Origin of the sequence: Pseudomonas arsenicoxydans (genome assembly GCF_900103875.1) — a bacterium.
GTDB classification, from domain to species: domain Bacteria; phylum Pseudomonadota; class Gammaproteobacteria; order Pseudomonadales; family Pseudomonadaceae; genus Aquipseudomonas; species Aquipseudomonas arsenicoxydans.
Map to the genome: position 1 here is coordinate 5,107,668 of NZ_LT629705.1, position 12,340 is coordinate 5,120,007.

Consider the following 12,340-nt stretch of genomic DNA (forward strand, 5'->3'; position numbering starts at 1 on the left):
AATTTTTCGAGAAATCCTTGCAGCTATAAAACAGCAAATTGTCTATCAAGTGTTGATCTGCAAACAGTTAGATCACCACATTCCTCACAAACCGCGCCGCCACCAACCCATCATTACGATAGGTGTGGGGCTGGTCGCTGGCGAACATGTAGAACTCGCCGGCAGCTATCTCATGCGGCGTGTCGCCCAGCATCAATGTCAGGCAGCCTTCGAAGACAAAGATCTGCTCGCTCCAGCCTTCGGCGTCCGGTTGCGAGGGATAGATTTCCCCCGGTTGCAGGCACCACTCCCACTGCTCCACCTCGCGGGTGGCGGTGGCTTTGGACAATAGAACGGCTTTGCTGCCGGGAATTTTTCCGGCCCAGGCCACCTCGTTGATACGGCTCGGATCGCGGGCATCCGGGGCCTGGATCAGGTCGCTGAACGCCACGTCCAGCGCTTCGGCCACGCGGTCGAGGGTGGTCAGGCTGACATTCTTCTCGCCGGCCTCGATGGCCACCAGCATGCGCCGGCTAACACCGGACTTTTCAGCCAACGCGGTCTGGCTCATGTCGGCGGCATGGCGCAGGCGTCGGACGTTCTGGCTGACGTGCTGGAGGACCGAAGCCCGGGGGGTAGAATCTTTGTGCACTATATTGCTCACTTGGTGGGGTTGGGCAGTATACTGCGCAACATTCGGCGCATTGTGCGTCCCCCTCAGGTAGTGCGCAAGGTCATGACGTCGGTGAACTCCCCTCACACTTCTCCCCGTTTCTCGCGGTTCAGCAATGCCGAGTGCGTGCTGGTGCTGATCACCATGGTCTGGGGCGGGACATTCCTTCTGGTGCAGCACGCCATGACGGTCAGCGGACCGATGTTTTTTGTCGGCCTGCGCTTTGCCGCTGCAGCGGCCATCGTCGCACTGTTCTCTTGGCGACACCTGCGGCAACTGACCCTGTTCGAGCTCAAGGCCGGCGCGTTTATCGGTGTGGCGATCATGCTCGGCTATGGCTTGCAGACCGTGGGCTTGCAGAGCATTCCCAGCAGTCAATCGGCGTTTATCACCGCGTTGTACGTGCCCTTCGTGCCGTTGCTGCAATGGCTGGTGCTCGGGCGGCGCCCGGGGTTGATGCCGAGCATCGGCATCATGCTGGCGTTTACCGGGTTGATGTTGCTGTCGGGGCCTGCCGGTGCTTCTTTCAATTTCAGTCCAGGTGAGATCGCTACGTTGATCAGCGCCGTGGCGATTGCCGCAGAGATCATCTTGATCAGCACCTATGCCGGCCAAGTCGATGTGCGCCGGGTGACGGTGGTGCAATTGGCGACCACGTCGGTGCTGTCGTTCCTGATGGTGGTGCCAACCCAGGAAGTGATTCCCGACTTTTCCTGGTTGCTGTTGTGCAGCGCATTGGGCCTGGGTGCGGCGAGCGCGGCGATTCAGGTGGCGATGAACTGGGCACAAAAAAGTGTCTCGCCGACCCGGGCGACACTAATTTATGCAGGAGAGCCAGTGTGGGCCGGGATTGTCGGGCGGATCGCCGGGGAGCGGCTGCCGGCGATTGCGCTGGTGGGTGCGGGGTTGATCGTGGCGGCGGTGATTGTCAGTGAGTTGAAGACCAAGGGTAAGGCTGCGGCACCTGTCGATGAACTGGAGCGGGAAACTCAGGGTTGAGCAGCGGAATCCACGGTGTTTGAAAGATCGCTTTCGCGGGCAAGCCCGCTCCCACAGGGATTGCACTAATCCTGTGGGAGCGGGCTTGCCCGCGAAGGGGCCGGACCTGCTGAAAACACACCTCTGAAACAATGTGAATCAGGAATATTCCGTCTACCTTGTAGGCTCACACCGACGTTCAAGCTTCCATCTTTTCAAGATCAATCTAATCCCGTGTTTACTCTGGCAATGACCGGATGATGTCAGCGAGATCATCTCTGGTGAAACCGTTAGATTTTATGGCCGCAGCCACATCGTCCTTGGAAAGCGGGAAGCGCTTGAAGATTTCCTTGAGCGTATCGGCATCAATATTTGACATCCAAAGCGGATCGATAAACGAGCCTCCGTATTCCGGCTTCATCGGCACTTCTTCGTGTGCAATTGCACCTTTATGATTCAAGTAAACGACATAGCGGTCATGCCCTTCAGGAAAGCTCTTGTCATGATATAGCGTGGTACCGAGGGGAAGCACATAGTAGTTTTCATCGCCATTCGGTCCCTCAATAAGCATCGGCTCTTTAGTCTTAATCATTTTCGTGTCGTGGGCCTTCGACACATTTGATGCAATAACCGCCAGTGCAGCCGCATTAACCAGTATCAAAACGCCCAGCCAGCAAAACAACCTTTTATTGGTAAACATCCTTTTTCCCATGACTCCTCGATTATTTCCTTGAGCGAAGGATAACCCGTGGCAGATTTAACTGACTGGAATCAATGTCAGTCGGCTCCTCACAAGGGATTTCGGGTGGTTGACAGTCTCGGAACAAACCTACAAGCAACACAGCTATTTCGGGCTTTTCACCGGTTGACTGCCCAGCCCTCACTCCCTATTCTCCCGCCTGTCACGACTCATTCGTGATCGGGTTTGACGGCTCGGCTTTTTCTCACAACGCGCATAGCCTCTCTCTGCTCGAGCACTTCCGTGCCCGGTCATTGCATATGGCGACTGTGCGTGGGGCATCTTCGGGTGCGCCGGGTACGTGAGACCGGTCCGTCAACCTGCGCACAGTTGCCACCCTATTTCGTTTGACGGCGATTTTTGTGGCAGCTCCTTTGAATCTCACGGAGCTACACCCATGACCAAAGCAACCACAAAATCCACCCCCTTCGCCCGCTGCGACCACGTCGACCACCACCTCTTCGCCGTACAACCTGACATCCCGTTAATCGACGCCCTCGAACACGCCGCGGTCTACCTCAGCTGCGCCGAAGCCCTTGCCCATCAAGCCCCCTCCGCCACCCGCCCGGAACATAAAGCTTCATTACGCTGGGCCAGCCAGCAAATGCTCGGTACTGCGCGCTCGTTGGTTCAAGCATCCATCGACGGGATGCACGCGACCCAAGCTGGAGGTGACGCATGAACCCTCACATGCCGATGACCAACAATGACTGCGACATACCGGTGTTACTGGTCGCCACTCAAGCACCGCTGGACGTGTTGCACAGCAACGCGGCCACACGGTTTCTGGCCGTAACGCAGATGATGGAAAGCCTGGCCAGTCTTGATATCACTCAAGCCAAGGGGGCCGATGTGCAGCAACTCGCGCATGCGGCGGCAATGTTGCTGCGGGATGGGTGTGATGTGATGGATGTACTGGGGCGGCAGATTAGGGCGCAGCTCTAACGGTCGTCGTTTGATCGCCCGGATTGATGTTGACTGTCAGGGCCTCATCGCGAGCAGGCTCGCTCCCACAAGGGATCTGCTGTGTACACATAACCTCAACACAGCACAGATCCATGTGGAAGCGGGCTTGCTCGCGAAGGGGCCGGACCTGCTGAAAACACGCCTCCGAAACAATGTGAATCAGGGTTTTTCCGTCTACCTTGTAGGATTCTGCGACAGCTTGGCGTTTGGTGATCGGGGAGCTGGCACGTATGATGCTTCACAAACTTCCGCAGATTAGAAGCCTATGTCCCTGATAGTTCTACTGCTTCTGCCTTTTATCGGCAGCTGTCTGGCGGCTTTGCTGCCACACAACGCGCGTAACACTGAATCCTTGCTGGCGGGTCTGGTTGCCTTGATTGGCACCCTCCAGGTTGCCCTCCTGTACCCGCAGATCGCCGATGGCGGCGTGATTCGTGAAGAATTTTTCTGGTTACCCAGTCTCGGCCTGAACTTCGTCCTGCGCATGGACGGTTTCGCCTGGCTGTTCTCGTTGCTGGTGCTGGGCATCGGCACGCTGGTTTCTTTATACGCCCGCTATTACATGTCGCCGGACGATCCGGTGCCGCGGTTCTTCGCGTTTTTCCTGGCGTTCATGGGCGCGATGCTCGGGCTGGTGATCTCCGGCAACTTGATTCAGATCGTATTTTTCTGGGAGCTGACCAGTCTCTTCTCGTTCCTGTTGATCGGCTATTGGCATCACCGCGCCGATGCGCGACGCGGCGCCTACATGGCGTTGATGGTCACCGGCGCAGGTGGTTTGTGCTTGCTGGCGGGGGTCATGCTGCTCGGCCATGTGGTCGGCAGCTATGACCTGGACAAGGTCCTGGCCGCTGGCGATCTGATTCGCGCGCATCCCCTCTACCCTATCCTGCTGCCGCTGATTTTGATTGGCGCCCTGAGCAAAAGCGCGCAATTCCCCTTCCACTTCTGGCTACCCCACGCGATGGCGGCGCCGACACCTGTCTCGGCCTATCTCCACTCGGCGACCATGGTCAAGGCCGGGGTGTTCCTGCTCGCACGGCTATGGCCGTCGCTGTCCGGCAGTGAAGAGTGGTTCTACATCGTCAGCGGCGCCGGCGCGTGCACGCTGTTGCTCGGCGCGTATTGCGCGATGTTCCAGAACGACCTCAAGGGGTTGCTGGCCTACTCGACCATCAGCCACCTCGGCCTGATCACGCTGCTGCTGGGCCTGAACAGTCCGTTGGCCGCCGTGGCCGCGGTGTTCCACATCCTCAACCACGCCACCTTCAAGGCCTCGTTGTTCATGGCCGCCGGGATCATCGACCACGAAAGCGGCACCCGCGACATTCGCAAGCTCAGCGGCCTGATCAAGCTGATTCCGTTTACCGCGACCCTGGCCATGGTCGCCAGCGCCTCGATGGCCGGCGTGCCGTTGCTCAACGGCTTCCTCTCAAAAGAGATGTTCTTCGCCGAAACCGTGTTCATCAACGCCACCGCCTGGGTCGAGATGACCTTGCCGATTGTCGCGACCATCGCCGGTACGTTCAGCGTCGCCTACTCCCTGCGCTTCACGGTCGACGTGTTCTTCGGCCCGACCGCCACCAATCTGCCACACACCCCGCACGAGCCGCCGCGCTGGATGCGTGCGCCCGTGGAGTTGCTGGTGTTCACCTGCCTGATCGTCGGGATTTTCCCCGCGCAAGTGGTCGGCTCATTGCTGGCCGCCGCAGCGCTGCCCGTGGTGGGCGGCACATTGCCGGAATACAGCCTGGCGATCTGGCACGGCTGGAACGCGCCGATGATCATGAGCCTGATCGCCATGTCCGGCGGCATCGTGCTGTACCTGCTGTTGCGCAATCAGCTCAAGCGCGGACGGTTCAAATACCCGCCGTTCATTGGCGGCTTGAACGGCAAGCGCCTGTTCGAGCGCGGCCTGGTGATCATGATGCGCCTGGCCCGTCGCCTGGAACGGCGGATCAGCACGCGCCGCCTGCAAGCCCAATTGTTCCTGATGGTGCTCGTCGCTGTGTTGGCCGGGTTGATCCCGATGCTCCACAGCAGTCTGAGCTGGGGCGAGCGGCCGAAGATTCCGGGCTCGATCGTGTTTGTGATCCTCTGGCTGCTGGCGATTGCCTGTGCGCTCGGCGCAGCATGGCAGGCCAAGTATCACCGGCTCGCGGCCCTGACCATGGTCAGCGTCTGCGGCCTGATGACCTGCATCACGTTCGTCTGGTTCTCGGCGCCGGACCTGGCCTTGACGCAACTGGTGGTCGAGGTGGTGACCACCGTGCTGATCCTGTTGGGCCTGCGCTGGCTGCCGCGACGGATTGAAGAGGTCTCGCCGCTGCCGGGCAGCCTGCGCAGGGCGCGCATCCGGCGGATCCGCGACTTGCTGCTGTCGAGCGTGGTCGGCGGCGGCATGGCGTTGCTGGCCTACGCGATGTTGACGCGCCAGACCCCCAACGACATCTCCTCGTTCTACCTCAGCCGCGCCCTGCCCGAAGGCGGTGGCAGCAACGTGGTCAATGTGATGTTGGTGGACTTCCGCGGCTTCGACACCCTCGGTGAAATCACCGTGCTGGTGGCCGTGGCCCTGACCGTGTTCGCGCTGCTGCGACGCTTCCGCCCGCCCAAGGAAAGCCTGCAACTGCCGGCCCAACAGCGCTTGCTGGCACCCGATGTCGTCACCGATCTGGTCAACCCGCGTCACGCCAGCGACACCGCCCTCGGTTTCATGATGGTGCCGGCGGTGCTGGTGCGCTTGCTGTTGCCGATTGCGCTGGTGGTGTCGGTCTACCTGTTCATGCGCGGGCACAATCAACCGGGCGGCGGTTTTGTCGCCGGGCTGGTGATGTCGGTGGCGTTCATCCTGCAATACATGGTCGCCGGCACCCAGTGGGTCGAGGCGCAAATGAGCCTGCGACCGTTGCGCTGGATGGGCACCGGCCTGCTGTTCGCCACAGCCACCGGGCTTGGGGCGATGGCGGTCGGGCATCCGTTCCTGACCACCCACACCTGGCATGTCGACCTGCCGGTGCTGGGTGACATTCATATCGCCAGTGCGTTGTTCTTCGACATCGGCGTGTACGCCGTGGTGGTCGGTTCGACGCTGTTGATCCTCACCGCCATCGCTCACCAATCGGTACGGGGCCACAAAACTGCAGCCCTGCCCAAGTCCGTCGCCAGCAAAGGAGCCGTCTGATGGAAGAAGTCATCGCAATCGCGATCGGCGTGTTGGCCGCGTCCGGCGTCTGGCTGATCCTGCGGCCACGGACATTCCAGGTGGTGATGGGCCTGTGCCTGCTGTCCTACGGCGTCAACCTGTTCATCTTCAGCATGGGCAGCCTGTTCATCGGCAAGGAGCCGATCATCAAGGACGGCGTGCCGCAGGACTTGCTGCATTACACCGACCCTCTGCCGCAAGCGCTGGTGCTGACCGCCATCGTGATCAGCTTCGCCATGACCGCGTTGTTTCTGGTGGTGCTGCTGGCCTCTCGCGGCTTGACCGGGACCGACCATGTCGATGGCCGGGAGCCTAAAGAATGAATGCGATGACGCACCTGATCGCCGCACCGATTCTGCTGCCGCTGCTGACCGCCGCCATCATGCTGATGCTGGGCGAAAAACATCGCCCGCTGAAGGCCAAGATCAATCTGTTCTCCAGCCTGCTGGGCCTGGGGATTTCCGTGGCGCTGCTGCAATGGACACAGTCCACCGGTGTCCCCGGCTCCATCGGTGTTTACCTGCCGGGTAACTGGCAGGTGCCGTTCGGCCTGGTGCTGGTGGTCGATCGCCTGTCGGCATTGATGCTGGTGCTGACCGGGATCATCGGCGTCAGCGCCCTGCTGTTCGCCATGGCTCGCTGGGACGGCGCCGGTTCGAGTTTCCACGCGCTGTTCCAGATTCAGATGATGGGCCTTTATGGCGCGTTCCTGACGGCGGATCTGTTCAACCTGTTCGTGTTTTTCGAAGTGCTGCTGGCGGCGTCCTACGGCCTGATGCTCCACGGTTCGGGCCGGGCGCGAGTGTCGTCGGGGCTGCATTACATCTCGATCAATCTGCTGGCTTCGTCGCTGTTCCTGATCGGCGCGGCGCTGATCTATGGCGTCACCGGCACCTTGAACATGGCCGACCTGGCGCTGAAAATCCCGCTGGTCCCGCAAGCCGATCGCGGGCTGTTGCATGCCGGCGCGGGGATTCTCGCGGTGGCGTTCCTGGCCAAGGCCGGGATGTGGCCGCTGAACTTTTGGCTGGTGCCGGCCTATTCGGCGGCCAGCGCGCCGGTGGCGGCGATGTTCGCGATCATGACCAAGGTCGGCGTCTACACCTTGCTGCGCCTGTGGACACTGCTGTTCTCGGGTCAGGCCGGCGCCTCGGCGTATTTTGGCGGCGACTGGCTGATCTACGGCGGCATGGCGACCATCGTCTGCGCGGGCATCGCGATCCTCGCGGCTCAGCGGCTGGAACGCATGGCGAGCCTGAGCATTCTGGTGTCGGCGGGGATTCTGCTGTCGGCCATCGGTTTCGCCCAGCCGAACCTGATTGGCGCGGCGCTGTTCTATCTGGTCAGCTCGACCTTGGCGCTGAGTGCGCTGTTCCTGTTGTCCGAGTTGATCGAGCGCTCACGTTCTGCCAATGAAATGCCGCTGTTCGACGACGCTGATCTGCTGCCTCGCCCCATGGAATCCCTGCAACCGCCCAAAGGCATCAACCTCGACGACGAACAGAAAGCCGTGGTGGGCCAGGTGATTCCCTGGACGATGGCGTTCCTCGGCTTGAGTTTTATCGCCTGTGCGTTGCTGATCATTGGCATGCCGCCGCTCTCGGGCTTCATCGGCAAGCTTGGCCTGCTCAGCGCCCTGCTCAATCCGTCGGGCCTGGGCAATGGCGCTGACGAACCGGTGTCGAACGCGGCGTGGGGGTTGCTGGCGCTGTTGATCCTGTCCGGGCTGGCGTCGCTGATCGCCTTCGCACGCGTGGGCATCCAGCGCTTCTGGACGCCTCAGGAACGGCCATCGCCCTTGCTGCGCCGCTTCGAATGCGTGCCGATCATCGTGCTGTTGGGGCTCAGCGTTGCCCTGACGTTCAAGGCCGAACCGCTGCTGCGCTACACCCAGGCTGCCGCCGATGCCTTGAACAACCCGCAGCAATACGTCATGGCAGTATTGGGCACCCGCGTGGTGCCGAGCCCCGAATCCCGGGCGGCGATGCTGGAGGTGCAGCCATGAAGCGTCTGTTGCCTGCTCCATGGTTGTCGCTGGCGTTGTTGCTGTTATGGCTGCTGCTAAACCTGTCGCTGAGCCCGGGCAATCTGTTGTTGGGCGCCATGCTCGGGTTCTGTGCGCCGCTGATGATGCGCAAGCTGCGGCCATTGCCGATCCGCATTCGCCGGCCCGGTGTGATCGTGCGTTTGTTTCTGCTGGTGGGCCGTGATGTGGTGGTGTCCAACCTCGCCGTGGCCTGGGGCGTGCTCAATGCGGGACAGCGTGCACCCCGCTCGCAGTTCGTCAAGGTGCCGCTGGCGTTGCGCGACGCCAATGGCCTGGCCGCGTTGTCGATGATCTGCACGGTGGTTCCCGGCACGGTCTGGTCGGAACTGGCGCTGGACCGCAGCATCCTGTTGCTGCACGTATTTGATCTGGAGGATGAAGCGCTGTTTATCGAGCACTTCAAGGCGACCTATGAGCGCCCCTTGATGGAGATCTTCGAATGAGCGAATTACTGTCGAACGCGATCCTGCTGAGCCTGTTTATCTTTTCCCTGGCGATGATCCTGACCTTGATGCGGCTGTTCAAAGGTCCTTCGGCTCAAGACCGGGTTCTGGCGCTGGATTACCTGTACATCATCGCCATGCTGATGATGCTGACACTGGGCATTCGTTATGCCAGTGACACGTATTTCGAGGCGGCGCTGCTGATCGCCCTGTTCGGCTTCGTCGGCTCGTTTGCGCTGGCCAAATTCCTGCTGCGTGGCGAGGTGATCGAATGACTACGCAACTGTCCCTATGGGTGGAAATCCCGGTGGCGATCCTGTTGGTGCTTAGCAGCCTGTTCGCGCTGATCGGGGCGATTGGCCTGGTGCGGATGAAGGATTACTTTCAGCGCATGCACCCGCCGGCACTGGCCTCGACGCTGGGCGCGTGGTGCGTGGCCCTGGCCTCGATCGTTTACTTTTCGGCGCTCAAGTCCGCGCCTGTGCTGCACGCCTGGCTTATTCCGATTCTGTTGTCAATCACGGTGCCGGTGACCACGTTGCTGCTGGCGCGGGCGGCGCTGTTTCGCAAGCGCATGGCAGGGGACGATGTGCCGGCCGAGGTGAGTAGCCGACGGACCGAAAGCGGGAGCTAGACGTTAAAAGATCGCAGCCTCGTTGCACTCGACAGCTCCTACAGTGGGAACGCAAGCCCATGTAGGAGCTGTCGAGTGCAACGAGGCTGCGATCTTTTGATCTTGCATTACCTCATATCAGATCCAGGCAACGGCCAACAACCCGGCTCCCAGCACCACACACAACGGCGAATAAGCCCAGGTGTCGAGGCGGGCAAACTTCGAGCCCTTGACCTGCTTGAAGAACCCCATCAGATTCGAATCGCCGATTGCCCGGGCGAACATCAGCATCGCAATCGCGCTGATCACCCATTGCAGCGACCAGTGCTGCACCGTGGGCAGATACAGGCCGACCCGCAGGCACACCAGCATCGCGATCAGCAGCAACCCGACCGCCACCAGTAGCGTGGTAAATCCAGAAGGTTTGAAGGCAGGCCTTGATTCCCCCCCGCCCTCCCCGGGTACACGCGGCACCGCCGCCTCGCTACCCAACGTGCCACCCGCTGCCCAATACAGGTGGATCAAGCTGATCAACAGGAAGATGGCAGCGATCCATTGCGCGATCATCAGGCTCATATTCAGACATCCAACGTTAAATGTCGCAGGAGGATGGACCTCCTTGAACGTTTTTGTAAGGACATTCGTCATTGGTCGGGTACGTGACCCGACCAATGAGGTGTTTGCCGGACGTCTACATCACTTCATCCCGGCAGCGACTTTATCCGCCACATCCTTGGGCACCCAGGCTTGCCACACGTCGGGGTGCGCCTTCATGAACGCCTCCGCCGCCTGACGTGGCGGGGTGTGTTTTTCACTCATCTGCGCCAACGCCTTGTTCAACGGATCAATCGGCAAATCGACTTTGCTGAAGAATTCGGCGATCTGCGGATACTGTTTCTGAAAAGGCGCGGACACGCCAATCGACAGCTTCGAGGGCAGCGAGCGAGTCGGTTTGGGATTAGGGTTGTCTGCGTCGGTCAGGGTTTTCCACGCTTCGGCATCAAAGGGCGGCTCCTCCAGCTGAATCAGCTTGTAGCGGCCGAGCAATGGCGTCGGTGACCAATAGTAAAACAGCACCGGCTTGCCGCGACGGATCGATGAACTGATCTCGGCATCCAGCGCCGCCCCCGAACCGCTGCGGAAATTCACATAGCTGTCGTTCAGGCCATACGCCGTGAGCTTCTGCTTGTTGACGACTTCCGACGTCCAGCCAATCGGGCTGTTGAGGAAGCGACCCTTGCCCGGGCTTTCCGGATCACTGAACACGTCCTTGTACTTGGGCAGGTCACTGACACTGCGCAAGCCTGGCGCCAGCGGCTTGATGCCCTTGGCCGGGTCGCCCTTGATCACATACTCGGGCACCCACCAGCCCTCGGTGGCACCTTTGACCGTGTCACCCAGGCTCGCAACCTTGCCTTCAGCCTCGGCCTTGACCCAGACCGGGCTGCGTCCGGCCCATTCTTCGCCAATGACCTGAATGTCATTGTTGGCCAGTGCGGTTTCCAGGGTGATGGTGGTCCCGGGCAACGTATCGGTCGGCAAGCCGTAGCCTTTCTCGACGATGATCCGCAGGATATCGGTGATCAGACTGCCACTTTCCCAGTTCAGGTCGGCGAAATGAATCGGCGCCTGCGCAGCGGCGGAGACCGGAGCGGGTGAACTCAACACTACAAACGTGGCCAGTGTAGCGACCAACAACCGTCGAAATCCTTTCATGCCTTTGCACCTCGTGCTGTCACAGCATTAGCAGGATGGCCTGACAGAAGACCGCAAGCCTCTGAATACTCAGTCATCTGACTGTAGTAGAGGTTCCTGCTTTCGAGGGGCACGAATTAATTTTCGGAAGTTTCCTGCAACCGCGCCAGCTCCCTTCTTACCATGCTGGCGTAGGCCGCCGGACGCAGCGCGTAAATCTGTGAAGCCACCCAATTCAGCCAGGCTCCCTGCAGAACCGCTTTGTGCTCGAACAGCCGCCGGGCTTCGACGTGCGCACTGGCCTGGTTCTGTTGGTGGAAATCGGCGCGGGTCTGGGTCATTACTCGCTGGCCTTGAACGTCACCAGTTCGCCCTTGCGCCACTTGGCGGCTTTGGCGGTCACGGCCTTCAGGGTCTTGGTCAGGCCTTCCTGCAGCTGCTGGTGGGCAGCGAAGACCATCACCACGCTATGACCTTCCTTGAACACGATCCCATGACCATCGGCGGTGGTGACAAAGGCGTAATCACCCAGGCCATAAACCGTCAATTTGATTTCGCGGAACTTGATGTCGAGCTTGCCGCCTTCACGACTGGGCAGCACAGAGGCACTGAAATGATCGCCAACCTTGAGCTTGAGCCCTGGTTTGTCATCGACCACCAGCGCTTCTTCGGTGTCGAGTTCGGCAATGTAAATGCCTTCAGCGTTTTGTTCGGTGATGTAAACGAAACGTGACTGGAACTGTTTAACCAGCTTTGCGCGCAAATCACCCAGCACGAACAAAGCATGCATATCGAGATTACTTACTGCCAAGGAAACATCCCCACATCTGAAAATGATGCCGCACGCAGAAAAAGCGCACAGCAGAAAAAAGCGGCCATGCCGAAAGTGTTGCCATGAGGCCCGGGTTGAAATCCTGAGCTGAGCGTAGCGCTCAGGCGTCGCGAGGTAGTGAGACTACTGGAATATCACTCGCGCCGTCCTCTGTGAACGTCGTCAGAAGT

15 protein-coding genes are annotated in these 12,340 nt (G+C 60.1%); 9 read left to right on the forward strand and 6 right to left on the reverse strand.

Features of this window, described 5'->3' with window-relative positions; translation table 11 throughout:
* Positions 1-67 precede the first annotated feature (67 nt).
* Positions 68-631 carry a helix-turn-helix domain-containing protein gene (locus tag BLQ41_RS23770; RefSeq protein ID WP_090185222.1) on the reverse strand — a complete coding sequence of 188 codons (564 nt, stop codon included), beginning with the start codon at positions 629-631 and terminating at the stop codon, positions 68-70.
* Between BLQ41_RS23770 and BLQ41_RS23775 the strand changes: the two genes are divergently transcribed.
* A complete protein-coding gene (locus BLQ41_RS23775; protein WP_090185225.1) occupies positions 626-1,651 on the forward strand; it encodes a DMT family transporter in 1,026 nt (341 codons plus the stop codon). The genes BLQ41_RS23770 and BLQ41_RS23775 overlap by 6 nt on opposite strands.
* A gap of 217 nt (positions 1,652-1,868) precedes the next feature.
* On the opposite strand, the gene BLQ41_RS23780 is transcribed toward BLQ41_RS23775, so the two are convergent.
* A complete protein-coding gene (locus tag BLQ41_RS23780) occupies positions 1,869-2,330 on the reverse strand; it encodes a hypothetical protein (RefSeq protein ID WP_231997060.1) in 462 nt (153 codons plus the stop codon).
* Positions 2,331-2,766: 436 nt separating this feature from the next.
* Here BLQ41_RS23780 and BLQ41_RS23785 point away from each other — a divergent pair, with 436 nt between their 5' ends.
* The 8 genes from BLQ41_RS23785 (at position 2,767) to BLQ41_RS23820 (ending at position 9,664) form a co-directional block, all read left to right on the forward strand.
* On the forward strand, positions 2,767-3,051 hold the full coding sequence (locus tag BLQ41_RS23785; protein WP_090185230.1) for a DUF3077 domain-containing protein: 285 nt from the start codon (positions 2,767-2,769) through the stop codon (positions 3,049-3,051).
* The gene (locus tag BLQ41_RS23790; protein ID WP_090185231.1) at positions 3,048-3,314 is read left to right on the forward strand and encodes a short-chain dehydrogenase; all 267 of its coding nucleotides are present in this window, start codon (positions 3,048-3,050) and stop codon (positions 3,312-3,314) included. The genes BLQ41_RS23785 and BLQ41_RS23790 overlap by 4 nt, the downstream gene beginning before the upstream one ends.
* Before the next feature lie 286 nt (positions 3,315-3,600).
* Positions 3,601-6,519: a monovalent cation/H+ antiporter subunit A gene (locus tag BLQ41_RS23795; protein ID WP_090185233.1), complete on the forward strand. Its 2,919-nt coding sequence runs from the start codon at positions 3,601-3,603 to the stop codon at positions 6,517-6,519.
* Positions 6,519-6,863: a Na+/H+ antiporter subunit C gene (locus tag BLQ41_RS23800; protein ID WP_007986256.1), complete on the forward strand. Its 345-nt coding sequence runs from the start codon at positions 6,519-6,521 to the stop codon at positions 6,861-6,863. The genes BLQ41_RS23795 and BLQ41_RS23800 overlap by 1 nt, the downstream gene beginning before the upstream one ends.
* Positions 6,860-8,545 (forward strand): monovalent cation/H+ antiporter subunit D, encoded by a 1,686-nt coding sequence (locus tag BLQ41_RS23805; protein ID WP_090185234.1) that lies wholly within the window; start codon positions 6,860-6,862, stop codon positions 8,543-8,545. Before BLQ41_RS23800 ends, BLQ41_RS23805 begins: the two co-directional genes overlap by 4 nt.
* A complete protein-coding gene (locus BLQ41_RS23810) occupies positions 8,542-9,030 on the forward strand; it encodes a Na+/H+ antiporter subunit E (RefSeq protein ID WP_090185237.1) in 489 nt (162 codons plus the stop codon). Before BLQ41_RS23805 ends, BLQ41_RS23810 begins: the two co-directional genes overlap by 4 nt.
* Complete coding sequence (locus BLQ41_RS23815) at positions 9,027-9,305, forward strand: K+/H+ antiporter subunit F (protein ID WP_090185242.1); 279 nt, start codon at positions 9,027-9,029, stop codon at positions 9,303-9,305. The genes BLQ41_RS23810 and BLQ41_RS23815 overlap by 4 nt, the downstream gene beginning before the upstream one ends.
* The gene (locus BLQ41_RS23820; protein ID WP_090185245.1) at positions 9,302-9,664 is read left to right on the forward strand and encodes a Na+/H+ antiporter subunit G; all 363 of its coding nucleotides are present in this window, start codon (positions 9,302-9,304) and stop codon (positions 9,662-9,664) included. Before BLQ41_RS23815 ends, BLQ41_RS23820 begins: the two co-directional genes overlap by 4 nt.
* 117 nt (positions 9,665-9,781) lie before the next feature.
* On the opposite strand, the gene BLQ41_RS23825 is transcribed toward BLQ41_RS23820, so the two are convergent.
* From BLQ41_RS23825 to BLQ41_RS23840, 4 genes are all read right to left on the reverse strand, one after another.
* Entirely contained in the window at positions 9,782-10,219 is a 438-nt protein-coding gene (locus tag BLQ41_RS23825) for a DUF3995 domain-containing protein (RefSeq protein ID WP_090185249.1), read from the reverse strand.
* A 120-nt stretch (positions 10,220-10,339) separates the two neighbouring features.
* Positions 10,340-11,359: an ABC transporter substrate-binding protein gene (locus BLQ41_RS23830; protein WP_090185251.1), complete on the reverse strand. Its 1,020-nt coding sequence runs from the start codon at positions 11,357-11,359 to the stop codon at positions 10,340-10,342.
* Between the two features lie 116 nt (positions 11,360-11,475).
* Entirely contained in the window at positions 11,476-11,679 is a 204-nt protein-coding gene (locus BLQ41_RS23835; protein ID WP_090185255.1) for a hypothetical protein, read from the reverse strand.
* A complete protein-coding gene (locus tag BLQ41_RS23840; RefSeq protein ID WP_090185257.1) occupies positions 11,679-12,149 on the reverse strand; it encodes a hypothetical protein in 471 nt (156 codons plus the stop codon). Before BLQ41_RS23840 ends, BLQ41_RS23835 begins: the two co-directional genes overlap by 1 nt.
* Positions 12,150-12,340: the final 191 nt, after the last annotated feature.

Excerpts from the sequence above, each read along its gene's own strand:
- BLQ41_RS23780 (WP_231997060.1), bottom strand. The coding sequence starts at position 2,330 with ATGTTTACCAATAAAAGGTTGTTTTGCTGGCTGGGCGTTTTGATACTG.
- BLQ41_RS23785 (WP_090185230.1), top strand. The coding sequence starts at position 2,767 with ATGACCAAAGCAACCACAAAATCCACCCCCTTCGCCCGCTGCGACCAC.
- BLQ41_RS23790 (WP_090185231.1), top strand. The coding sequence starts at position 3,048 with ATGAACCCTCACATGCCGATGACCAACAATGACTGCGACATACCGGTG.
- BLQ41_RS23795 (WP_090185233.1), top strand. The coding sequence starts at position 3,601 with ATGTCCCTGATAGTTCTACTGCTTCTGCCTTTTATCGGCAGCTGTCTG.
- BLQ41_RS23800 (WP_007986256.1), top strand. The coding sequence starts at position 6,519 with ATGGAAGAAGTCATCGCAATCGCGATCGGCGTGTTGGCCGCGTCCGGC.
- BLQ41_RS23805 (WP_090185234.1), top strand. The coding sequence starts at position 6,860 with ATGAATGCGATGACGCACCTGATCGCCGCACCGATTCTGCTGCCGCTG.
- BLQ41_RS23810 (WP_090185237.1), top strand. The coding sequence starts at position 8,542 with ATGAAGCGTCTGTTGCCTGCTCCATGGTTGTCGCTGGCGTTGTTGCTG.
- BLQ41_RS23815 (WP_090185242.1), top strand. The coding sequence starts at position 9,027 with ATGAGCGAATTACTGTCGAACGCGATCCTGCTGAGCCTGTTTATCTTT.
- BLQ41_RS23820 (WP_090185245.1), top strand. The coding sequence starts at position 9,302 with ATGACTACGCAACTGTCCCTATGGGTGGAAATCCCGGTGGCGATCCTG.
- BLQ41_RS23825 (WP_090185249.1), bottom strand. The coding sequence starts at position 10,219 with ATGAGCCTGATGATCGCGCAATGGATCGCTGCCATCTTCCTGTTGATC.
- BLQ41_RS23830 (WP_090185251.1), bottom strand. The coding sequence starts at position 11,359 with ATGAAAGGATTTCGACGGTTGTTGGTCGCTACACTGGCCACGTTTGTA.
- BLQ41_RS23835 (WP_090185255.1), bottom strand. The coding sequence starts at position 11,679 with ATGACCCAGACCCGCGCCGATTTCCACCAACAGAACCAGGCCAGTGCG.